This window comes from Bartonella sp. CL70QHWL (assembly GCF_042194855.1).
Taxonomy (GTDB): domain Bacteria; phylum Pseudomonadota; class Alphaproteobacteria; order Rhizobiales; family Rhizobiaceae; genus Bartonella.
In genome coordinates this window covers 34,902-60,286 of the sequence record NZ_JBHINJ010000003.1, presented here as the reverse complement: position 1 = coordinate 60,286, position 25,385 = coordinate 34,902, and the positions used below count along the sequence as shown (strand labels likewise).

The following is a 25,385-nucleotide window of genomic DNA, read 5'->3' as shown; positions in this document are numbered from 1 at the left end:
GCACCACCATAAAATCACTCATAAACCAGCTATGAACTGGAGAGTCGTACCGGCTTTGATAAAATACTTTGCTCATCCCCATACACAACACATTTGGTTTTAAGTTTACTTATTTTTACAAGCTGTTCGCAACAAATCCCTTATATTCACAAAAATAAGAAAAATATATGGACAATTCTTAGTTCAAAAATATGAAAAGACAGCGTGATATTCATAGAAAAGTCTCATGTACCTTTATCAATCAAAAGCACTAAAGATCATTGAATGTGTACACCTTCTGTCTTGTAACGGTTGTCTCTTTTCTGCTCATAAGAAAGCACGCTGGCATCAGCATACACTTAATCCCAATGTTACAACAATTCTTACATTTGAAAGTATTCATTATAGACATTTTTTCCTTTTTTATAGAGTTTTTACTCACATACCATCCCCACTTGTGACCGAAAAGCAAGTGATTGTCATTGATTCAACATGAGAGAAATTTGAAATGAGAAAATCCTACGATAGACCTTCCATTCAAGGCGCAAAACAACAAATGATCTTTATAAATCAATGTGATGTCGATCTCTATTTTTTTAAGGAGAATCACATGTCACAATATAAGCCTATAGACAACCATTGCCTTAAATATTCTCATAAAAAACACCGATATGCTTAAAGCCTTACATAGATCAACTGCCTTAAACGATGATATTTTACGGTCTAATAGGATTCTCTCTATAATCAATAAAGATTAAGTGCGATACAAAATGATTCTATTACTGAGCTAACTTATATCAATACCCAAGCTCTTAACGAAGTCATCATAAAAGACACTGATACAAGTAGCCCTTTATAGCCTCTCAAGAAAACAAGAAAATCATCTCCCACAATAGAATCATTTCTCTACGGCAAAACTTTATCCCACATATGTTCCCAAGAAAAAGCGAAAAACGCATCTTACCCAATGCATTCACTAATGAATCAAGAGAAACTTACCACTGAAAGAGATAAAACGCTAAAGTTTTAACCACTAAAACAGAACGTCCACGATACATTCCCTGTTCCACATCGATAGAAGACGATGCAAGAGAACCTCAACATTCACCTTAAAGCGAAAATGCACGCCCCAAGCATGCATTGATCGATGAAATAAAAGAAGTTCACCACTGAAAGAGATAAAACGCTAAAGTTTTAACCACTAAAACAGAACGTCCACGATACATCCCCTGTTCCACATCGATAGAAGACGATGCAAGAGAACCTCAACATTCACCTTAAAGCGAAAATGCACGCCCCAAGCGTGCATTGATCGATGAAATAAAAGAAGTTCACCACTGGAAAAGAAAGAAAACGCTAAAGTTTTAACCACTAAAACAGAACGTCCACGATACATCCCCTGTTCCACATCGATAGAAGACGATGCAAGAGAACCTCAACATTCACCTTAAAGCGAAAATGCACGCCCCAAGCGTGCATTGATCGATGAAATAAAAGAAGTTCACCACTGGAAAAGAAAGAAAACGCTCAGTCTTTAACCACTAAAACGGAACGCCCACGATACATTCCCGTTTTCAAATCAATGTGATGAGGACGACGTAATTCACCAGAATTTTTATCTTCGATATAAGTCGGCGCCTTCAGAGCATCAGCCGAACGGCGCATGCCCCTCTTCGCTGGAGAGGTTTTTCGTTTAGGTACAGCCATAAAAAGACACTCCAAATCCATTAAAACAGAAAAAGCAATGTCAAAAATGACAATGCTTCATTTAAAAACACCATAAAATTTTAAGATATTATACACTGATAAAAAAGAAGAGGCAATGTCAAAATGATCCTCCTCTTACTAAAAATGACCTTCTTGTTATCAAAAATGGTGTCACAATAATCAAAGGAATATCAAAAACACTGCAAAATTTGAGAATTTTATACACCAATGAAAGCTTTTTTATAAGACCTTCATTCAATTTTTATTTGGTTTAAAAAGGGATTTGCGCATACAGTAGAGATACGGATAAAAAGAGAAGTTGATTTTTAATAAAAAACGACGCCAATTTATGAAAACAAGAAAAAGCGACAACCTTTCTCTTTAAACTTCATAATTTCATTTTTGTAAAAACAAAGGAAGCAAGAATGCACGAATTTACCACCCTTCTTGCAAAACATAGAGACACCGTTGAAAAGCGGCTTGATACCCTGTTAAGTGATCAAATCCAAAATGGTGAAATTTCACGCCCTAAAAACTTAATCAAAGCCATGCGTTATGGTGTGCTGAACGGTGGAAAACGCTTGCGTCCTTTTCTTGTAATTCAAAGTGCTGCACTTTTTGATGTCCCTGTAGAACATTCTCTTGATGTTGCATGTGCCTTAGAATGTATCCATTGTTATTCGCTCATTCATGATGATCTTCCCGCTATGGATAACGATATACTCCGGCGTGGAAAACCCACTGTCCATGTAGCATTTGATGAAGCAACAGCAATTCTAGCAGGCAATGCCCTCTTAACATTTGCCTTTGAAATTATTGCCCATAAAGCTAGTATTTTATCTACAGATATTAGAATCAAGCTGATCACGTCTCTTGCACAATCGGCAGGGCTTGGCGGTATGTTAGGTGGACAAATGCTGGACCTTGAAGCTGAAAAAAGACCGCAAGAAAGTACTGACATTATCACTCTACAACACATGAAAACAGCAGCCCTGATAAGCTTTGCTTGCCAAGCAGGTGCCATCATTGGCAATGCATCTAAAGAATTAACTGAAAAGCTTACTGATTTTGGTACCTATCTTGGTTTAGCCTTTCAATTAACCGATGACCTTCTTGATGTCACCGCCAACACGCAAACCCTAGGAAAAACGGCTGGGAAAGATGAAACGGCACAAAAAGCCACTTTTGTTCATCTTTACGGCATTAAAGAAACCCAAAAAAAGCGAGATACACTCATCAGTAAAGCAGAAGCATTCTTACATCCTTTTGGCGCTAAAGCACTCCCCCTCCAACAAGCAGCACACTTTAGTGCAATACGCCAAAATTAAACTTCATCCGCCATATTGTACATAGTGTACACCATCATATTTATTGAATGCATAATAGACTTTTCAAAGAAACGTTACCATTAATCTCCATTATAGTCCTTATCATGAAATGGGTGCGACAAATCTTAAGAAGAATTTCATTAAAACAAGCCGCGTGAATTTATAACACAAATGCATTCTGGGTATCCTATTTTGCATGAAAAATGCCTTCCATTAAAGAATGAAAGAAAATGTGAAACAATGCGCAATCACTATGCTTTAAAAGATATTACCGTAGATGCTTTAAAGCCAAATAAAAAACGACCGAAAGAGGAAAACTCGTTTTCTCCTTTATGTCTTTAATCTTCTAACGATAAGGCAAAAAATAAACAGAATAAGTATAAAACAAGGCATTTTATAAACCCGTAAAAAACAATAAAAGAAGTACAATGCTCTAAGTAAATGCCCTCAGTAGAGAATCGTAATTTTTATGCCTTTCCACGCTATCTTGTTGTAGAAGATCAAATATGGTTATATTCTGTAAATTCACTCGTGTATTGCTTGCTCTCTAAAAACACTTTTACAAAAGTGCTCGTTGTTTAGTTTAAGCATCATTTTTTTGAAGCTCGTATTTAAAATATCAGAAAAAAATGAACATAATGGCTATTTTGATTTTTATGCCACCCTCAAAGAACAAAGTCTTTTAACCTAATCTGCTCTGTAAACAGTCTAGTTTCCTACCGAGTAGGTTTCTCTCGCTTTCTACGCATGCGATTCACTTAAACTAAAGACGCAATAAACAAGACTTAAGAATATTCACCATGCACTTCTTAAAATACTTAATGTATCAAACAGGATACCTTCACCACCCCTCAAATGACAGTATGTTACGGCATAACAGGATAAATAAAACCACTAATTTCAATAGAACGAAAAACCAAAGCAGTATTATTACCGATCTCTCTTTTCTTAGCAAGAAAGATATAACACATTGATTTATAATGATAATTCGTGGTTGTTCAACTTGAATAAGAACCCTGAATATCATAAGATTCTCTCATTTCAAATCTGTGTATGTTAAATCAATCAAAATCACTTGCTTGCACGTCACAAGCGGGAAAAGCCGTGTGGGGCAAAACATCAAAGAAAAGACTAAAAAAATGCCTCTTATGAACCGTCTTAAAAGCCAAGGGCTGTCCGCAACATTAGGGGCGAGAAAAGTGAATGATTGTGTCGGCATGCTCCTTCAAAAGCAGAAACATTTTTATTTACAAAATTGTGTAATAACTTCAATTGAATAATAATCATGATCACTGTACAACTTTAATTCGTCACACTCTTTATCTCGTTTATTCAATTCATCGCATAAAAAGAGAATTGATAAGATTAAACAGAGAATGATCATTGCAACAGAAAGATAAAGAAAATCCTTATTATTATATATAATAGCGCAATCTAATTTGTGATAAGTAGTTTTTTCAATCCAAGTGCAAATTTCCTCCTTCAAGTGAAATTTTCTTATTAAAATGAAGAGCATCATTGTAAGTGAGCCTATACCTGTTGTAAAAGCTGGAAAATATGTCCACCTTTTGAAGCCATAATAAAAAAACATGCAACATGGCCAAGAAAATGCCGCGATTATCAAGAGTATTATAGCCATTTAATATCCTTCGAGAGAATTTTACCCATTACCCATTAAATGTCATTTGTAAATTCTTCTTGGTTTCATCATGTCATATATCGTGTTTAGCTCTATGCAAAAACGCGCTATTTGTTTAGTATTGTCATCATGACCAGCTCTCATACTAGACACAAGGTCAATAATTTGTGTTGTTGGGCTAATACCATTTCCACTTGAAGAATTAAGAAATTTTTTCGCATAATCAATCATGGGGTCGGTAGAATTCATAGACATATTATAAGCCCAGATAAAATCGCTTTCTCTCCAATTATAGTCATTCCGCAAACTGCTTATGACATTGGGTAGCATTGCCCATGACATCTCCTCATTATAATCACCGCGCAATAAATTAACCAAAACGTCCACATAAAACAATCAGTATGTGACGATGCCATATAATATCAAATTTGGGCGCTATATTCTGATAGCCACGGCTATAGACGAAATTTCTTGCTTGTTCCTGCTTTTGAAAATGTTCAAAAGTCTCGTATTTTTCACTTATATATTCTTCGTAAAGGTTATTGTACTGCTCTAGACTATCTACGCGCGTACATCCCAACAACACGGATACAAAAAAAAGAGTTATAAATGTTACAATATGCGTTATGGATAACGATTTCACCGCTTTATCTTTTAATAACTACAATTTGTACAGCCTAACAGATTCCTATCAAATATATCAATATGTGCTGGTTTCTTGTGGCTTATTTATAGCAAATTGTACTCAACAATATTTCTGTACTTGATTTTATTCCCTCTCAAAGAGGGGGCTGTCATTCAAAGTTTCCATAGATAAGTTTATTATCTGGATAAGAGTATTTTCTAACATCAGAAAATACAAAGCTAACGCCACAACCAAAGAGAAAATACTCAAAAATGAGCTATAATGAGAATGAAAGATGTAAGAAAATATCTCAACAAGATGATTGATATTTTAAAGGAGGCAATGGTAAAATCCGCTAAATATACCAACAATAAAATAGATCATCAAAATATCAAAATCGATCATAAGGGAATTCTTATGAGGACAGGCTATAAATTGTCCGACTGTTTAAATTAGCTCTAATGAGATAAAGTGTTACCAGCAAGGAACCAATGAAAATGGGGAAAACTGCTCCATCACCATTCCTTAATAAGCATATAATCCAGCACAATCATTTTCTTTATCAGCGTCCAATCTTATCAGCAACTCTTGGCGCAATATTCATGAGCAGCATTTTTATTTCCTTTTTAACGATTATTATGCCACGCCCACTTATAACGACAAGCGGATGACTTTGATTACTTCAACATACATAGATTTTAAATAAGAGTAACTGACACTATTCAGCTTTCTCATTCAACATGCAAAAACAACGATGTGCCTTAATAAATAAAAGCCTTGCCCCACTATGAAACCCTATAAAACACGTATCGTAATAAATTAATATTTTCACTGAACTTTTTTGAGAGTTCCTTCTAAAAAAAATACCGCCAACAAGTAAATCAATAAATAAATAGCAAAAATATAAACGAGTGAGAAAAAGCCAAATATATTGACCATATACGCACTCATGTAAAAAAATACCAATAAGCTAAATCTCCCAACGGTTGACAAGAAAGATTCATATGTAGCCCTGAAATGATCACTAATACTATCATGCAAAACAACTTCTACACGAAGATATGTATACTTAATGAGATAAAAAATCATACAGACTAAAATGACAGCAATTTCTTTTCTTGGTTCAAAGAAAGCAATGGTAAAAATCAGTGAAGCCGAAAGAAACAACAGTAAAATAAAATTCACTCTTTCACTTAGTTTTGTAAAGAGAAAACTAGCCAAGAGCTGAGAGAGCAATATCAATGAAAATGTCACACCAAGATCAAAATAAGTGACATTAATATCATAATCTTTAAATATCCACTGCCAATACTGCGAGAATATATTGAAAAAAATCAATGAAAAATAAAAGCATAAAGAGATATAAGGAACTTTAATAAAAATAGATAACATCTCCTTAGCTTCACAAATGAGAGAATTCGCTTTATTTGGTTTTTTCTCCCCCTTCAAGTCATCAAGAAAAAACAAACCAAATAGTGTTGTCATCAACATTAAAAACGCCGCGATATACCATATATATTGGCTAGAATAATCAGCAAAATATGCCCCGATTAAACTGAATATAAACATGCCGATGTAATTATATTGAGAGCTGGAACCAAGCACTTTTTTAGTGGATGTCACTTTTGCTTTTGCATATTGAACAAGTAAAGCATTATAAGCCCCAGCAATTAATGTTAGCGATAAGGCATTAAAAGTTTCTGCCAAAAGAAAACCATAAAAGCTTGTAGAAAATCCCATGAGAAAGAGCCATGTAGCAGCAAAAGCAGCTGCCAAAACGATCGATATTTTATAACTTTTTCGATCAGCAAAATATCCCAGAGGAATATCGGTAACCATCATAATAAAAGCCTGAAACGACTTAATGACACCTATATCAATAAGCGTTAAGCCTTTTTCAAGCATATAAAAGACAATAAAGGCGCCAGTTAAAATCCTTATACCATTAAATAAAAAGCCAAACGCTAATATACTTGTCATGCATTCCCCCAATAACGCCCAAAAAGGCACCCGTATACATCATTTTATATCAATATAAAAGCTTACATTTTACGACAAATAGGACTATAATCGCTATAAGGATTTCCAATCCTATCAATTTGATACCCCAAAAAATGCTGGGAAAATGCCTGAAAAATCAATAAACAATGTTCTTTCTATAATTTGACATTTGTCAAAATCCGTTAAATATTTTACTGTCTCAAGAGCAGCCCAAAAACCAGCAACAACATTTACGGATCTATTAAAGTATTCATATCGTTTTGCTTAATAGTCTTAACACACTTAAACTCATTAATATCCTTCATAAGCTTCTGATTCTAAAACAGGTATATCATCTGGTTTTACCTAAAATAATAAGCAACCAACAACAGTATTGACCATAGCTAAAGCAGCATACAACAGCACCCTCTTCACATTGAAGACAGCTTGTTTTAAAAAACGACACACCATTTTTACTTCAGCCTTATGCGATTTTTACCTCAACCTTGCCCAAAGCGTGTATGAATATAATCACTCAAAAGTGCTTCAAATTCTTCAGCAATGTGATCACCCCGCAAAGTTTTTACCTTTTGTCCCTCAATGAAAACAGGTGCCGCAGGACTTTCCCCCACTCCAGGCAAAGAGATTCCAATATCCGCATGCTTTGACTCCCCCGGTCCATTGACGATACATCCCATCACAGCAACCTTCAAGCTTTCAACGCCAGGGTATTTTTCACGCCAAATAGGCATATTTTTGTATAAATCTGCTTCAATTTTTTGCGCCAATTGTTGAAAGACCGTTGAGGTTGTGCGCCCACAACCAGGACAAGCCGCAACAACAGGCAAAAATTGCCGAAACCCCATCACTTGCAAAAGTTCTTGCCCCACCTTTACTTCTCGTGTCCGATCACCACCAGGTTTTGGCGTTAAGGAAATTCGTATCGTATCGCCAATCCCTTGCTGTAATAAAATACCCAAAGCCACCGAAGAAGCAACAACGCCCTTTGTTCCCATCCCAGCTTCCGTTAATCCCAAATGAAGAGCATAATCACAACGCGCCGCTAAGGTGGTATAAACAGCAATAAGATCTTGGACGTCACTCACTTTAGCAGAAAGAATAATTTTATCACGTCCCAACCCCATCTCTTCAGCGCAAAGAGCCGATTGCAGAGCAGACTGCACAACAGTTTCCCGCATCACTTCAGCAACCGATAAAGGATTTTCTTGCTGTGCATTTTCATCCATAAGCCGTGTTAACAATGCATTATCAAGAGAGCCCCAATTCACGCCAATGCGAATAGGTTTATGATACCGACAAGCAATCTCAATAATTTCTGCAAATTGACGATCTTTTTTTGCGCCAAAACCAACATTTCCAGGATTGATGCGATATTTTGCAAGCGCCTCAGCACACGCAGGATGCTCAGATAAAAGCTTATGACCAATATAATGAAAATCCCCAACCAATGGTACAAAAAATCCTAACCTCTCCAATCGCTCCCGTATTTTTGGTACAGCAGCCGCCGCTTCATCGCGATCAACAGTAATTCGAACCAATTGTGAACCAGCTTGCCAAAGAGCAGCCACTTGAGCAACAGTTGCATCAACATCAGCGGTATCTGTATTGGTCATTGACTGTACAACTATCGGGCTCTGCCCCCCAATGATCACATCACCAACAGCAACACCAACAGATCGACGACGCTCAAGTGGTTTAGATAAAAAATAGGTCGTATTCATCAAGTCCTCAAATTTTTAAAACCTGCGCTATCAATCATTACTTACATTGACTTCCTCCGCGCTTCAAAGGACGAAAATTACACCGCCCACCAATCTTAACAGATTGCTCTCAAAAGGTTCTACCTACTAACACTGATGCAATTCAACTCATAGGTGGATTCATTCTATAGACGCACCGGATAAGTTCTACTACTTCTGTTCAAGTTTATACTTCTACACTTGGTTGATTCAAAAAGAAACTGAAACCAAACAGAGACAATACTGTATTTTTTAGTTGCATGCCGATACCTTACATCAACGTCACCACAAAACAGTGTTTTACAACACAACAGATAACGCCTAACAAAACACCATTTTTAAAATGCATGAAAGACATCGCCAAATTAATCCAACATATTGATTTATAATAATCTATTTTTTACAAATTTGAATGCTAAACCCAAATATCGTAAGATTTCCTCATTTTAAATCTTCTTAATTGAATCAATCAATACCACTCCCTACAGCCACAAGAGAATATGTAGATAAAAACTCCTTATAAACTATTTCAAGTGCCAAAAGATATCCCAACACTTTAAACAAACAAAAAAATGAAGACATCGCCCACCATCTTTATGATGAATCTTACACCATTTTGTAAAAATTTTTACCTTACATCCTTAACAAAAACCATCATGAAATGAACTCGGACACATTAAAAAATGCCTCATTAAACTCAAACTCTTAATTTTCATCTCACCCACGCGCGGCATTATCAATGCAACTTTTCAATTTTCAAGCCGTTATAGCAAAACCCCAAACACAATTCCAACTGTCACGCAACAATTTAACACATGAAGGAGTCAATAAATGTGTCTATTTTCACCCCATAGAAAAAATGCTAAAATTAAAAAACGTATAGCACAATTAAAAAGAGAGCTGGTCCCCGTAAATCATTGGAGTTTTCAAAATGATAGCTTTGAAAACATTTCTGAGCTGTTTAACACATGGAAACAAAAAGGCCGTCACGCACTTTATCACCTCAACGAACATGCTACAGAATTAAAGAAAAAAGCGAAAGAAAATCCTAAAAAAACCCTCGCATTAGCAGCAGGAATTGTTTTAGTAAGCTTCTTGCTAATCCGTAAACATTAATAACACAATCAATAACCTTCCCTTTTAATGCCCGATTCAAAGCGGGCATTTTTATGGTTTACAAAATATAAACTTTACGTCTTTCTCCTAACTTTACGCCCTCTCCCAAAAGGATAAGTTTTCCAGCCATCCAGCCAGTCTATAATCCAGCTTTTGTCTATCGGAAACCTATCAACGCATGCGATTCACATCACCACCCCTCAAAGTAAAACATTTCTAAAGGCAACAAACAAGCCCTACAACGAATGTGCTCCCCACACAAACACTTAACGCATCAAAAAGATGCCTGATACCACACCTAAAATGAGGATATTCACGGGACAATAAGATAACAACTCAAATATTCAATCCAAAACTTCCCCCAATTTCCCAGCCTTCCCAAAACTTCATTGTGTATATAGACTAAAAATAAAGAATTAATACTGGAAAAGCTTACACTTTTACTCTATACGCCCCCGATTGTCATTTTAATTGGGGAAAGGGGAGGATATTTTGATATTGAAAACCCACACTCCTCTCACTACCAGGTATTTTTTATAAAAAATACCTTTAGACAAAAGAAATGTTTCTCAACAACAATCATTGCATTTTCCTTTGAATTTCACACGAGCGTATTTGCAATAATTCTTCTATTTTTTTCCAACTCATTTTGCCAAAATATAGAACAGATTAAACAAGAAAAACAACAGCTTGCACATTTTAAAAATCCACTCGATGAAATAAAAAAACGACATGGTTTCTTAAATAAAACATCCGCAGCTCTTCAAAGAACATTCAAAAAGCAAAAGAGTCATGGCCTCCATCGCTCTAATTTTAGTCACTTTCAAAAATTGACAGGTATCAGCAGCAGCAAAAATACTGAAAAGAGGAAAGAAAAATTCTTATACTAAAGAGCCATTAAAAAACGCAAAATCAAAAGCCGCAGTTGATATTTTTGATGAACAAAAAGCCAAAACACAACATAGAACAAGCTATTTACGAAAAAGCGCGTGAAAAACAAAAAAAACATAAAACAGCTTATTGATCAACTTAAAAGTCCTAAAGATACTGATCAAATTCAGCCCATTCAAACACTCTACGCAGCCCTACAGATTCACGAATACGAGTTCTACAAATGAAAGCCTCGGCAATAACCCAACAAAGAAAATTAGAAAACGACACAAAGATTATACCCAACCACTCTATAGTCATTAAACTAAAAAAAATTGTGAAAACGTACGAGTAGCTGATCATGAACTTGCCATAGAACGTCAGAAAAAAGCTGAAGAGGAAGCTAAACGAAAAGCCGAATATGAAAATGGGAAGCTGAAGCTGAAAAACGGAGAGCTGAAAGTGAAGCTAGAGGACGAGCTAAACTTTAAGAATTACAGTGAACATAACAAGAGAATATTCGTAAAATGTTTGGAACTGAAAAACAAAAAGAAAACGAAGGCATATTGACCTAGATAGATAACGATTTAGTCCCTTACAAAGACAAATAGACAACACCATTACACATCTTTCATCGGCTATATCTGCTCCGGTAACTACATTTTATACGCTCTATAGTGTGTCCCCATAAAGTACAATATTATGTATAAGCGTTTTTTAGCTAGATTATTGCGACAGTTTTCAAACTTAGCATCATTGTTATACACACAATACAGATTGATAATAACAACACATCTATCAGAGATAGATTTTTCAATGATCTGCCTCACATCATGCAAATATCACATAAAGAGTACACTCAGATAAAAAGAAGAACCTCCTTTCCACACCTCAAAAGATGATGTTGCTAGAAACGACAGGCAAAGCTTCCAATACTCCATCCCCCCCTACTGAGTTATTTCAAAAGAAATGGAAGTGAGTAAAGATGCATGCGCTTTAATATTCTAAGGCACATTATTTTACATCATGAAATAGAATAATAAGAAGCTTAAGAGCTTTAAAAGATGTAGTATAGCAAACCAAACGAAATCTTCTAACGTGAATATCCATTTGCTATAAGTAAATGACGCAAAAATTAAACTGAAAAAACCCAAAATTTTATCCTCCAGAATCGACTCGCTGCGAAGTATCTACATAGGTAACCACGGACATGCCAGGAATGAGTTTTTCAATCCCTTCCTGTCCAGGATCTAAAGCAATCCGTACTGAAATACGTTGCGCAATTTTGATAAAATTACCAATTGTCGTATCCGTTTTTAACAATGAAAACTCTGAGCCTGTAGCAGGTGCAAAACGAACCACACGCCCTGTTAACTTTTTGTTGTTCAATGCATCAACAGAAAAAACAACCGGTTGTCCCACACGCATCTGAGAAAGTTGCGTTTCCTTATAATTAGCAATAATCCAAATATCATCAGAAATAACAGAGACCAATTGTGTCCCCGGCATAACATATTGCCCTACCCGCGCTCCAACTAATCCAATATAGCCTGTTCGAGGAGATAAAATCTTTGTATGATCGAGATTAAGTTTTGCCAACTCAACACTCACCTTCGCTCCAGAAATTTCTGACTGTAAACTTTGCCGTTCAAGATCCAATTGTTTTTGCAATTGGCGTTTTGTTTCGAGAGCTGTCAAGAGTTGTGAAAGAGGACGAGAAACAGAACTTGCCGCATCACCAAAACCTAACTTTTTACTATCTGGAACAACATTGGAAAATGCTCGTGAACGCGCCAACTCCACCTCTGCTGTATTAATCTCGCCCTGCAAAAGCTGTGCTTGTAATTCAATACTTGCCAGTTTTGCATTTTTTGAATCGAGAACAGCCTGTGCCCGTGCAAGCTGCTGGCGAAAAAGAGAATCATCGAGCTCAAAGAGCAGCATTCCCTTTTCAACGCGTTGATAATCTTGCACATAAATCCGTGCAATCACCCCAGAGATCTGTGAACTAACCAGAGTAACATTGCCCTTAATGGAAGCATTATCGGTTATTTGAATGTTACTCACAAAAGGAGGAAGTCTCCAAGCCCACAAAATCAGCAAAACACCCGTAATACCCGATAGGAATGCAACAATCGTAGCTTTTGACCGTAATTTTTTTATCATTTTTTTGCACCCCTCTTTCTATGACATTACTCTACTTTTCTAATGCACGCAAAGAGCATGACTTAACAATCATTGTGACAAGAAAAATAACGAATACAACCATTGAAATATAAAAATAAAGCCGAAAAACGTCATCATAAGCAAAAATATTTGCTGTTAACTTAAACTTCTCTATCAACATAGAAGTACCCTGCTCACTTCTCAAGCCATTGGGAACAGAAACACCATAAGAAGGCGAAAATAAAGTATTCATCTCACCAGAAATAAGCGGATCAGTAATAATAATATTTTGTGTTAAGGACTCAAAGTTTTTATGGGCAAAATAAAACTGTAGGCTGCCAAAAAAAGCCGACCCCATCAATCCCCCTGTCACTTGCGTTAACAAAAAAACAGCAATAAAACTTAAAACGTAACGCGGTCCTCGCTCACCAGCGATCACAAACCCTTTGAAAAGAGCAGGAGGCAAAAAAAGTGCATAACTAAAACTCACCAACCCTTGGCTCAACATCATATCTTTCGGACGCGTTAAATAGTTTACATGACTGTCTAAATAAGCTCCCAACGCCAAACAACCTAAAGATAACAAATAAAAATAATCCTCACGCCCCGCCCGTAAAAAAAAGACACAAACAGCCCCCCCTAACAGAATCCCTAATGTCACCGCAAGATACATGGGCGCCATCTCACGATTGAGCAAACCAAAAAGATTAAAAAACCCTACGGGCAAATTTGACCGCTCCAATAAAAAAACATGAAAGATCAATAAAATAAAAACAGATTGGATCATTTCTTTACTGAAAATCCAACGTAAATCAATCAACGGTTTTTCTCTATTAAGCTCAATAATAATAGCAATAGCCAACGAGAAAATAGCAAGTGCGAGCCCCCAACCAATCCATGGTGCTTCATACCACCAATACAATATGCCAACAGACATGATCACAGCATTTAATCCAAGACCAAGAGCAATCAAACCATAGCTTATCCAATCTAATTTTTGAATAACCTTACTACGCACAACAGGAGTAAGAGGCAAAGTATAGATACAGACCAAGCTGATAAGAACCAACCCCATTTCCAGAGCGGAAAGACTGGAAAAACCACCATTTTCCAGCAAATCAGGAGAAATCAAACGTGATAAAGGTGCCGCTAAAGCCGCATTCATATAATTCAAACTAAGACCAATAGTAAACTTCTTTGCTGGAGCAAAAGCCTCCATCATATAAAGCAGCGCAAGCGAAGCCAAAGGAGCAGCAGCAATCCCAGCAAAAAAGCGAATAATCAATGCAGAACGCAAATCCGTAACAAAGAGCTGCAACACGCAAACCAAAACAAAGCCAAGAATTGATAATTCAGCAAAAGCGCGTAGCCCAAATTGATAGCGGATTTTGATCAACATAATCGCTACACTCACATTTGGCGCCATATAGGCCGCTACCAGCCATGTCGTCTCGGCCAAAGTTGCATGAAAATCACCCGTAAGATGGACAATATTAGACTGAACAATATTAGCCCCTAAACCATAAGCCCATTGCAAAATAAGAGAAGCCAAAATATAAACAAAGCACTTTGGCAAAGGTCCCGCAAAGACACGACCAGGACGAGGAAAGGGTTTTGCGCTCCTTTTAGCAGACACAACCGTACTCTTTTTTCCGCTCATGTCACCTTTTCCTGTATACTCTGCTACGCTTCTATCAATACAGCACCATCAGCTGACAACTGCTGGAAAAAAGACTCTATTTTATGATTGTCCTCATCACTTGTCCCTCCTTCTAACGTCGCTTGAATCTGCAAAATCTGCTGTTCTAATGCATCAAAAGAAAGATTCTCTACAGCCACAACGTGCTCTACCAATAAAGAGCAGCCCGAAAAGGTAATATTTGCAACGCCCCCGCATACAGCAAATAATTTTTCACCCAAAGAGGTGCGAACACGAACACTACCCAACACAATACTTGCCACCAATGGCGCATGATGCGCCATAACTGTCAAATAACCTGAGGCTGAAGGAAGAACAACAGACACTACCTGCTCTGAAAACACAATTTTTTCAGGCGATACAAGCTCAAATAAAAAATGCTCTTCTCTATTGTTTTCCACAAAAATCTCCACAATACCCGATATAAGGACTCTCTGTTTTCTTCAACGATGCGTCCTTTTTAACGAAAAATACCCATGACAGTTTTTTCTTGAATAAGAAGCTTCTTACTAAGAAGCCTCTGCCATGAGACGCTTTCCTTTTTCAAGTGCTTCATCAATCGAACCAACCATATAAAAAGCAGCTTCTGGCAAATCATCATAATCACCAGCACAAAGACCTTTAAAGCCTTTGATTGTCTCTTCTAAAGGAACGAGTTTCCCCGGCGAACCAGTAAAGGCTTCCGCAACATGGAAAGGTTGTGAAAGGAAACGTTCAATTTTACGCGCCCGCCCCACCAGCAACTTGTCATCTTCAGAAAGTTCATCCATTCCAAGAATAGCAATAATATCCTGAAGCGCTCTATAACGTTGTAAAATGGTTTGTACTTGACAAGCAACTGTGTAATGCTCTTCCCCCACAATCAATGGATCCAACATACGTGAAAAAGAGTCAAGCGGATCAACCGCCGGATAAATTCCCTTTTCCGCAATAGAGCGCGAAAGCACAGTTGTTGCATCCAAATGAGCAAAAGACGCTGCAGGCGCCGGATCCGTCAAGTCATCTGCCGGAACATAAATTGCCTGAACGGAAGTAATAGAGCCTGTTTTTGTACTGGTAATACGTTCTTGCAACGCCCCCATATCCGTTGCCAAGGTAGGCTGATACCCAACAGCAGAAGGAATACGCCCTAAAAGAGCAGATACCTCAGCTCCTGCTTGCGTGAAACGGAAAATATTATCCACAAAGAAGAGAACATCTTGTCCTTCATCACGGAAACTTTCTGCAATTGTCAATCCTGAAAGAGCCACACGCGCACGTGCTCCTGGTGGTTCATTCATTTGCCCGTAAACAAGGGCACACTTTGACCCTTCCGTTGAACCATTATTCTCTTTTGGATTCACATTCACGCGGCTTTCGATCATTTCATAATAAAGATCATTTCCTTCACGTGTACGTTCTCCCACACCAGCAAATACAGAATAGCCACCATGTGCCTTTGCAATATTGTTTATAAGCTCCATAATGAGAACGGTTTTTCCAACACCAGCACCACCAAACAAGCCAATTTTACCCCCTTTAGAATAAGGGGCTAACAAATCCACGACTTTAATACCGGTGACGAGAATTTCCGAAACAGTCGATTGCTCAACATATTCAGGTGCCTCTTGGTGAATAGAACGTGTTTTGGTTGAAGCGATTGGTCCCACATTATCCACCGGCTCCCCAATCACATTCATAATACGTCCCAACGTTGCTTCTCCTACAGGAACGCTAATTTGTGTGCCTGTATCCACAACCTTTTGGCCCCGCATCAAACCATCAGTCGTATCCATAGCAATCGTACGCACGGTATTTTCACCCAAATGCTGCGCAACTTCTAATACCAAGCGATTACCTAAATTCTCTGTTTCCAAAGCGTTGAGAATATTTGGCAATTCACCTTCAAATTGCACATCAACGACAGCACCAATAATCTGCTTGATTTCACCAACAGCGCCTTTTGCACGCTCTTCTTTTTTTGCGGATGTATCTTTTTTTACAGGTGTATCTTTAGCTGCATCACGCGCAGGTACAGAGGAAGCCTTTACATCCACTTGAGATTTCGAAGCGGCTTTTTTCACGCTGGAACGAGCAGCTGGTTTCTTTTTTTCACCTTTTTCTGTTCCTTTGCTTGAGGTTACTGCTTTTACCATCAATCCTTACCTTCTCCATTTAAAGCGCTTCAGCGCCCGCAATAATTTCGATCAATTCTGTCGTAATCTGTGCTTGACGTTGACGATTATAAGCCACCGTCAATTTACTAATCATTTCACCCGCATTGCGCGATGCATTATCCATAGCTGTCATCTTGGCGCCCATCTCACCAGCAACATTTTCCAGCAAAGCCCGAAAGATTTGCACCGAAAGATTACGTGGTACAAGGGCCTCTAAAAGAGACGCAGCATCAGGTTCATATTCATAAACAATCGATTGTGAACCTGTGTTATGATCGGTTTGCTCCACAACATCTATTGCCCCAACAGCTGCTTTTGGAGCAACCATTGGAATCAAATCCAAAGCTGTTGGACGCTGATTAATTACGGAAACAAATTCAGAATAAAACAGCGTACAGACATCGAAAGCGCCTTCATTGAATAAATCAACAATTCGTTGACTAATCATCACTGCCTCTGCAAAACCAATTCGCTTTACAGCATGCAAATCGATATGGTCAATTATCAAGCCTTTGTAATCACGCGATAAAATATCCGCGCCCTTTTTACCCACAGTGATAATTTTTACTATTTTATCAGCCGCCAACAATGCCTTAATCTGTTCACGTGCACGACGAGCAATTTGCACATTAAAAGCACCACACAAACCGCGCTCAGCAGTACACACCACCAAAAGATGCACATCATCGCGCCCCGTACCACGCATAAGAGCAGGCGCATCAACACCATCTACATCAGCAGCAACACTGGTCAAAATATCAGCCATTTTCTTCGCATAAGGGCGTGCAGACTGCGCTGCCTCTTGAGCACGATGCAACCTTGCCGCTGCAACCATTTGCATAGCTTTGGTAATCTTTTGTGTTGCTTTAACCGAAGCGATACGGTCTCTAAGATCTTTTAGTGAAGCCATTCAAGCATTCCATCAATTCATCACGAGAAATTTTTCGCATAAGTATCAAGAACAGTTATCAACTTATCTTTCAGCTCATCTGTTATTTGCTTTTGCTCAGCAATTGCCTTTAAGAGATCTTGATAATCACTACGCAAAAGCACCAAAAGTCCCTGCTCAAACCGCGCAACATCAGAAACCGCCAAAGCATCAAGATAGCCATTCACACCCGCGAAAATAACCACCACCTGTTCTTCTGTTTTGAGTGGAGAAAATTGTGGCTGCTTCAACAACTCTGTCAAGCGCGCACCCCGATTTAACAAACGCTGGGTTGACGCATCCAAATCAGAGCCAAACTGCGCAAAAGCTGCCATTTCACGATATTGCGCCAATTCACCTTTAATCGAGCCAGCAACTTGCTTCATCGCCTTAATTTGTGCGGCAGAACCAACACGCGATACAGAAAGACCAACATTTACAGCAGGACGAATTCCTTGATAAAACAAATTAGTCTCTAGAAAAATTTGTCCATCAGTAATCGAAATCACATTTGTAGGAATATAGGCAGAAACATCATTTGCTTGCGTTTCAATAACTGGCAAAGCTGTCAACGACCCAGATCCATTTTCCGCATTCAACTTTGCAGCCCGCTCTAAAAGACGCGAATGCAGATAGAAAACATCTCCCGGATAAGCTTCACGACCTGGAGGACGACGCAATAAAAGAGACATTTGACGATACGCTACCGCCTGTTTTGACAAGTCATCATAACCGATCAAAGCATGTTGCCCATTATCACGGAAATACTCACCCATAGCACATCCAGCAAGAGGTGCAATAAATTGCAATGGTGCTGGATCAGAAGCGGTCGCTGCAACAATAATAGAATATTCCAGCGCTCCACGTTCTTCTAAAACTTTAACGAATTGTGCCACCGTCGAACGTTTTTGACCGATAGCCACATAAATACAATAAACTTTATCTTGCTCTCGTCCAGCCCCTTTTTCATGAAAAGGTTTTTGGTTTAAAAATGTATCGAGCAAAATTGCTGTTTTTCCTGTTTGGCGATCACCAATCACCAATTCACGCTGCCCCCGTCCAATAGGGATGAGTGCGTCAATCGCTTTCAATCCGGTCGACATCGGTTCATGGACAGACTGACGCGGAATAATTCCAGGAGCCTTAACATCGACACGACGACGCTCTGTTGCTTTAATGGGCCCCTTACCATCTATAGGGTTTCCCAACGCATCAACCACACGCCCAAGCAAAGCGGGGCCCACAGGAACATCGACGATAGCGCCTAACCGCTTTACACAATCACCTTCACGAATATCACGATCTGAGCCAAAAATGACCACACCAACATTATCAACTTCCAAATTGAGTGCCATACCGCGCACACCGTTTGGAAAGGCGACCATTTCCCCTGCTTGGACATTATCCAAACCATAAACGCGAGCAATACCATCTCCCACAGAGAGAACCCAACCAATTTCTGAAACCTCAGCCTTTTGGTCAAAGTTTTTGATTTGCTCTTTTAGAATTTTTGAAATTTCAGATGGTCTAATATCCATCAGCTGACCTCTTTTTTCAATGCAAGCTTAAGCGAAGACAATTTTGTGAGAAGAGACGTATCAATTTGAGACGACCCCACACGAACGATTAATCCACCAAGAATTGTTGGATCCACAATGATGTGCAGCAAGACTTTTCCTCCAACAACACCTTCCAAAGCCTCACACAACTCTTGTCTTTGTTGAGAACTTAAGGGGCGCGCAGAAACAATTTGCGCAGTAACCTGCCTACGAGCGCGTGCAACACAACGCTGGAAAGCATGTAAAATACCAAATACGGCACTAAGCCTACGGTTTATTACAATAACGCGTAAAAAATTACCAATGACCTGCCCTGCGTTTTTATCAGCAAATTTGATGTTTGCACAAACAGATTGCATCACCTTAATTTGCTCTTTAACTGAAAAGAATGGACTGAGCACAAAGAATTTTAAATCCTTATTCTCCAAAACAAGCAAAAGATCCTCTACTGCCTTTTCAACCTTTTCGACGTTTCCGGCTTCTTGAACGCAATCAAAAAGCGCTTGCGCATAGCGTTGATCTACCAACGGCAGCGGTATGAGAGAAAATGAATCCGACACGAAATACCGCCTCTTTCCCTTGAGCGACTCTCTGATAGTTATCAGATGAAATGAAACAGACATTCTCAATCTTAAGAATCTTCTTCTTAAAACCTAGAACAAAAATCACTTGGTTTCTAGCATAGACATAGCCGACTCGCAACACCACAAATCGCTGCTTTTCAAAAATTTTAATAAAATATTCAAAATATTTTTGAAAAGCATTTTTTTAGATATACAGGATGGCATCACAGTTTTTTTATGCCTCTTTTTGACATTCTCTGAGCGATTTTTTCACTCTCTTTGATTTTTCTTCAAACGCTCTTGTCACCAAACGCTCTTGTCACCATAACAAAACATTCCCTTTATCACCACAAAACCTTTAACGAAAGACGACGGCGACTGAAAAAGTCTATTATTTCAAACTGATAAGAAAGAAAAAACAATGAATATCCTCCTAAAAATTAAAGAAAACATTGATCTTTTTTCTTCAAATACCCACTCCTTTTAAAAAATTTTACCAAGTAATATTTTCTTGTAAGCACACTCTTTTAATATACAAAACATTGATTTATAATGATAATATATCATTTTTCATACCGGATGAGCTTCAAATATCGAAAGATTCTCTCTTTTCAAATTTTTTTATCAAAATCACTCCCTTGCTTCATCACAAATAAAAAAGGAAATGATTAAAGAAAACAACACCTCTTATAAACGCTCTCAAGTACTAAGAGTTTTCGTAATACTCAAAGCTAAATAATAAATGGCGCCATTTTATACCTTTATGAAATAAAGATGGGGAGCCTTAACGTGGTTTTTTCATTCATGAAAGCTTTGATATTCTACACTCGAAAAACATCGTAAAATGAATTCGAGTATGCTGAGAAACATTTGCTTAAACAAGCATATGAATGTAGTAATACAATAGATGTTCTGTAATATTCCGCTTTGGGCGTTCTGCTTTACATGAAAAATGTGCCCCCATTAGAGAACGAAAGTAATAAAAGCATGAAACAATGGATAATCTCCATTTCACGACAACGCCTATGAATGCTATAATGGTAACCCCATTGAGCAGCCCCATCTTTACACTTATGAAAGAACAAGCCGGCACCATCACACACTTTGCCATCTCCCAATTTTACGACAGCCCTTAATTCTTGAGATGATTAGGTATTTTGGTCCTCTCTTGTATAGTTTTACGCGACACATGCTCCCCCATCTGTAACATGCAAACGAATGGTTTTGATTGATCAATATAAATAGATTTTAAATAAGAGAATCCTACGATAGTTGAGGCTATAATATGAATAACGGCATATTATCACTATAAATCAATATTTATTATTTATAAAAATTATTATTATGGATGCTTTTGAAAATTCTAGAGCCGAATGAATAAGGATGACAACGATGAATGCTCATTTTGACCTTCACGCTCCAAAATGAGTCCGTGTTCTCGTCAAAGATAAATAAAATAGATATATGCAATATTCTCGCCCTAATCTAGCATATAAACGCAGGTACGACTCGTACAGCGCTGATACATCTTATGAACGCCGCTTCATAAGGCTTTAAGGTCAAATAATATCAAAAACACGTCCCTCATTAAGCCCACATAGCGTCACTTTATATGGCACTATATTGCACTGATTTAGAAAAAGCATAGATCAATATCAATTTGAACGCGAACGGAACTGGGCATTTTGGGTGTACAGCTAAGCATTTTAAGCCCTTATAAAAAGAATCCGCCTATCAAAAGAATACTGTCCCTCATACAAAAAAGGAGTAAAAGCCGAAATGATAGTGCCCTCGAAGAAGAGAGGCGCTTCTGCTGGTTCTATAACAAAGATATTTTTTCCCGTAGCTCTACTTAATACAATGTACATGTATCATATTTTGCTGCCTGGATGCTTATTCTGAATAATATAAGAGTTCAAGTAAAGCACCTTAAGCAAAGAGACCTTCACTTTATGCGATACTGGTTTTAGAAAAAACTTTGCGGATCAATATCAATTTGAACCCGAACGGAACTGGGCATTTTGGGTGTACCACTAAGCATTGCACGTATAAACCCTTGTATATCAAAAGAACGCTGTCCTTGCAGCAAAAGCCGAAAACGATAACGCCCCCGAACCAAAGCCAAAGGCGCTTCTGCTGGTCCCATAACCGAGATATTTTTTTCCCGTGGCGCTGCTTGACGCAATGCGCGCGCATAATGTTCTGCTGCTTGGCGCTGTTGTGCAGAGATAATCAAAGAGGCAAGCCGCCCATAGGGAGGCAAATGATAATGCTGACGCGCTGCAATCTCACGTGTGTAAAAATCTTCTGGCTGGCATGCAAGTAAGGCTTTGATAACCGGATGATCTGGTTGATAAGTTTGCAATAATCCTAAACTTTTCAATCCCACACGCCCTGCTCTTCCGGTAACTTGAGAAAGCAGCTGATAGGTACGTTCACTTGCGCGTAAATCGCCATTGGCAAGACCAAGATCAGCATCAATAACGCCAACCAGAGAGAGCTTGGGAAAATGATGTCCTTTAGCGACTAACTGTGTTCCAATAATAATGTCCACATCGCCATTTGCAATGGCTTGTAATTCGCTTCGCAACTTCCCAATCCCTCCTTTGAGATCTGTTGAAAGGATCAATGATCGCGCTTGAGGAAAAAGCATTTGTGTTTCTTCGGCAATTCTTTCCACACCCGGTCCACAAGCCACGAGATGATCTAATGTCCCACATTCAGGACAGGCTTGAGGAAGTGGTTCATGATATCCACAATGATGACATTTCAGTTGCCCTTGCGCACGATGTTCGACCAACCAACTTGAACAATCGGTACAATGAAAACGATGTCCGCAAATTCGGCATAAAGTTAAAGGTGCATAACCACGACGATTAAGAAAAAGAAGAGCTTGTTCGCCCTTATCAAGCGTTTGTTTTAAAGCCCTTTCAAGAGCAAAGGAAATAAAGCGCCCCTTTTGCACCCCTCCTTGGCGCATATCAACCACCCGCAACTGTGGAAGTGCAGCTTCTTTAAAACGGGAAGGTAAATGCACCTTTTGATAACGCCCTTTTAAAACATTGGCTTGGCTTTCAATCGACGGTGTGGCTGAAGATAAAATAACAGGAAAATGCTCAAAAGAGCCCCGTGCAACAGCCATATCACGCGCATGATAAAAAATGCGCTCTTCTTGTTTATAAGCGCTATCATGCTCTTCATCGACAACAATCAAGCCAAGCTCATGAAAGGGAAGAAAAAGCGCCGAACGAGCCCCCGCAACAACACGCACCCGCCCTTCTGCAACTTGTCGCCAGACGCGTTCTCTACGACGTGGCGTCAAATCAGAATGCCATTCTGCTGCCGCAGCGCCAAAACGTGTATAAAAACGATCTAAAAACTGCTGTGTTAAAGCAATTTCCGGCAATAAAATTAAAACCTGCTTGCCCTCTTTAAAGGCTTGAGAAACCGCTTCAAAATAAACCTCTGTCTTTCCTGAACCCGTAACACCATTAAGCAAAAAAACTTGAAACTGAGAAGATAAAACACCTTCCCGCAATAATGTTGCTGCTTCACTTTGCGCTCCCTGCAACTGAGGGGGACAAAAATCAGGATCAGGCATTGCCACAAGATCAGGAGCAGGAACCTTAACATCTTCAAAAATTCCTAGCGCTTTTAAACCTTCAACAACAGAAACCGAAGTTCCAGCCGCATGTGCCAGACCAGAACGTGTCCATATCTTCTCATTACGCACCAATTCCAAAATCCGTGACCGCGCTGGTGTGAGACGTTCTACATTTCCACCACAATATCGCAAACCCAGCATCTGCGCTTCCGGCTCTAAAGCAGCCGGTACCGACAAAACCAATCGTGCTACAAGACCAAAAGGCGCCATTGTATAGCGACTAACAAAACGCAAAAATGTGATCATTTCTGCTTTTAATGGGGGGCAATCAAAAACATGAAGCAGAGAGCGTAATTTTTCACGCGCCACCGAAGCAGACTTGTGACCATCGGCTGTCTGCTCTCCAACATCTACAACAAAACCGCAAAGCTCACGCCCCATCAACGGAACCCGAACAAAGGAACCAACGTTCACCTCCATAGAAGATGGAACTTTATAACTATAAGCGTGAGCAACAGGAAGAGGAACCAATACGGATACAATCTTTTCCTCTATCATGTTTGAATTCATCTTGTAAACCAATCTACGACCTATTGAGCATCAACAAGTCTACACCTTATCTTTAAACACTCTTATAAAATTCATTGCAGGATTCAATCCCCCCTTATCACAACACTTTTCTAACAAAAATTCTTTTTAACACGCATTCCATCACCAAAGTGCCAATAAAAGGACCAATCTCATCGTCTATAATAAAAAACTCTATAGCAAAAAAACAGCACTATTCTTCTGTGTAAATAAAACGCATCACTATTAAGCATTCAACATGCTATCGGTTAAGTGCATCCTTCAACAAAGCGATCCCATAGTGTGACCTCTTCCCAACGCACACTTTTATTTTTTTACCGCCTCATATCTCAATTTATCTTCAACAAACTGATTTATAAAGATATAATCATCATTTTACCTATTGTAATAAAAACCCTCCATACGATGATTTTTTTTCATTTCAAACCCATCGAGGAACATTTGTAAATCCTTATTGATAAAAAAGTATCCCATGATTTTAATTATAAGGAGAATAATATTGCAAATGGAGCCGTTACAATATTCACCTTGGCTTTGTGCCAAAAAGTGAAAACACGTGTATACATCTTTCAGCTTGATTGAAAATCAAGCAACAATACAAGCAGCACAAAAGCGTATTTTTGAAGAATGGGGAAAACAGAATAAATCAATGTAATTGACCATAAAAAAACCCTTCATGCGTAAAATTTTACAGGCGTTCTTCAACAGTGTTTTACGACAAAATAAATCCATCCGCTTTCATCAAAAACAAAGTTAAACATACCCCCTAAAAAAGGAAGGTATCTTATGATGCACTCTCAAATATCAAGAGCAATCGCAAATAGGAAATGAGCAAAGTGTTTGATAATGCTAGCTTATTTCCATAAATATAAAAACACCGCTACGCAAAGATGCCAATACGCAAAAATGTTGGTACGCAATGAATTCTATGCCTTATCACGAGCAACACTATGAAATGGGTGTGGAAACGATAAATCATATTTCTTTACCGAAAACGGATACATGATTAACACCATAGCATTCTTGTTCTTTACACAGATATTAATTCTTTCTCTTGCTTTTGCAGTCAACAATAGCGCATAACAAAAAATAGGATAAAGCTAAAAAAAAGAGGTTAG

At 38.4% G+C, this 25,385-nt stretch carries 15 protein-coding genes and 1 pseudogene; 2 read left to right on the top strand and 14 right to left on the bottom strand.

Annotated elements, in window-relative coordinates; genetic code table 11:
* Positions 1-1,180: 1,180 nt before the first annotated feature.
* On the bottom strand, positions 1,181-1,375 hold the full coding sequence (locus ACFIJZ_RS02215; RefSeq protein ID WP_273790502.1) for a hypothetical protein: 195 nt from the start codon (positions 1,373-1,375) through the stop codon (positions 1,181-1,183).
* A gap of 131 nt (positions 1,376-1,506) precedes the next feature.
* Positions 1,507-1,686 (bottom strand): 50S ribosomal protein L32, encoded by a 180-nt coding sequence (rpmF, locus tag ACFIJZ_RS02210; RefSeq protein WP_005774555.1) that lies wholly within the window; start codon positions 1,684-1,686, stop codon positions 1,507-1,509.
* A gap of 425 nt (positions 1,687-2,111) precedes the next feature.
* On the opposite strand from rpmF, the gene ACFIJZ_RS02205 reads away from it, so the two are divergent.
* Entirely contained in the window at positions 2,112-3,014 is a 903-nt protein-coding gene (locus ACFIJZ_RS02205) for a polyprenyl synthetase family protein (protein ID WP_273790503.1), read from the top strand.
* Between the two features lie 1,681 nt (positions 3,015-4,695).
* Here ACFIJZ_RS02205 and ACFIJZ_RS02200 read toward each other — a convergent pair.
* The 3 genes from ACFIJZ_RS02200 to ispG all read right to left on the bottom strand — a co-directional run bounded on the left by ACFIJZ_RS02200 (position 4,696) and on the right by ispG (position 9,000).
* Positions 4,696-5,031 carry a hypothetical protein gene (locus tag ACFIJZ_RS02200; RefSeq protein ID WP_375630915.1) on the bottom strand — a complete coding sequence of 112 codons (336 nt, stop codon included), beginning with the start codon at positions 5,029-5,031 and terminating at the stop codon, positions 4,696-4,698.
* Between the two features lie 1,075 nt (positions 5,032-6,106).
* The gene (locus ACFIJZ_RS02195; protein WP_375630914.1) at positions 6,107-7,258 is read right to left on the bottom strand and encodes an MFS transporter; all 1,152 of its coding nucleotides are present in this window, start codon (positions 7,256-7,258) and stop codon (positions 6,107-6,109) included.
* 500 nt (positions 7,259-7,758) lie between these two features.
* Positions 7,759-9,000, bottom strand: a complete 1,242-nt coding sequence (ispG, locus tag ACFIJZ_RS02190; protein WP_273790506.1) for a flavodoxin-dependent (E)-4-hydroxy-3-methylbut-2-enyl-diphosphate synthase — start codon at positions 8,998-9,000, stop codon at positions 7,759-7,761.
* An 849-nt stretch (positions 9,001-9,849) separates the two neighbouring features.
* Here ispG and ACFIJZ_RS02185 point away from each other — a divergent pair.
* Complete coding sequence (locus ACFIJZ_RS02185) at positions 9,850-10,134, top strand: hypothetical protein (RefSeq protein ID WP_273790507.1); 285 nt, start codon at positions 9,850-9,852, stop codon at positions 10,132-10,134.
* A 2,028-nt stretch (positions 10,135-12,162) separates the two neighbouring features.
* On the opposite strand, the gene ACFIJZ_RS02180 is transcribed toward ACFIJZ_RS02185, so the two are convergent.
* The 9 genes and pseudogenes from ACFIJZ_RS02180 to ACFIJZ_RS02145 all read right to left on the bottom strand — a co-directional run bounded on the left by ACFIJZ_RS02180 (position 12,163) and on the right by ACFIJZ_RS02145 (position 24,237).
* On the bottom strand, positions 12,163-13,170 hold the full coding sequence (locus ACFIJZ_RS02180) for an HlyD family secretion protein (protein ID WP_375630913.1): 1,008 nt from the start codon (positions 13,168-13,170) through the stop codon (positions 12,163-12,165).
* Between the two features lie 31 nt (positions 13,171-13,201).
* Entirely contained in the window at positions 13,202-14,830 is a 1,629-nt protein-coding gene (locus ACFIJZ_RS02175; RefSeq protein WP_375630912.1) for an MFS transporter, read from the bottom strand.
* Positions 14,831-14,853: 23 nt separating this feature from the next.
* A complete protein-coding gene (gene atpC / locus ACFIJZ_RS02170; protein WP_273790510.1) occupies positions 14,854-15,270 on the bottom strand; it encodes an ATP synthase F1 subunit epsilon in 417 nt (138 codons plus the stop codon).
* 108 nt (positions 15,271-15,378) lie between these two features.
* The gene (atpD, locus tag ACFIJZ_RS02165) at positions 15,379-17,004 is read right to left on the bottom strand and encodes a F0F1 ATP synthase subunit beta (RefSeq protein WP_375611724.1); all 1,626 of its coding nucleotides are present in this window, start codon (positions 17,002-17,004) and stop codon (positions 15,379-15,381) included.
* A 19-nt stretch (positions 17,005-17,023) separates the two neighbouring features.
* Complete coding sequence (locus ACFIJZ_RS02160; RefSeq protein WP_273790512.1) at positions 17,024-17,935, bottom strand: F0F1 ATP synthase subunit gamma; 912 nt, start codon at positions 17,933-17,935, stop codon at positions 17,024-17,026.
* Positions 17,936-17,955: 20 nt separating this feature from the next.
* On the bottom strand, positions 17,956-19,491 hold the full coding sequence (gene atpA, locus ACFIJZ_RS02155; protein ID WP_273790513.1) for a F0F1 ATP synthase subunit alpha: 1,536 nt from the start codon (positions 19,489-19,491) through the stop codon (positions 17,956-17,958).
* A complete protein-coding gene (gene atpH / locus ACFIJZ_RS02150) occupies positions 19,491-20,072 on the bottom strand; it encodes an ATP synthase F1 subunit delta (protein ID WP_273790514.1) in 582 nt (193 codons plus the stop codon). The genes atpA and atpH overlap by 1 nt, the downstream gene beginning before the upstream one ends.
* A 1,636-nt stretch (positions 20,073-21,708) precedes the next feature.
* A pseudogene (locus ACFIJZ_RS10195) lies at positions 21,709-21,913 on the bottom strand (hypothetical protein); the annotation flags it as partial.
* A gap of 128 nt (positions 21,914-22,041) precedes the next feature.
* Entirely contained in the window at positions 22,042-24,237 is a 2,196-nt protein-coding gene (locus tag ACFIJZ_RS02145) for a primosomal protein N' (protein ID WP_375630911.1), read from the bottom strand.
* Positions 24,238-25,385 lie beyond the last annotated feature (1,148 nt).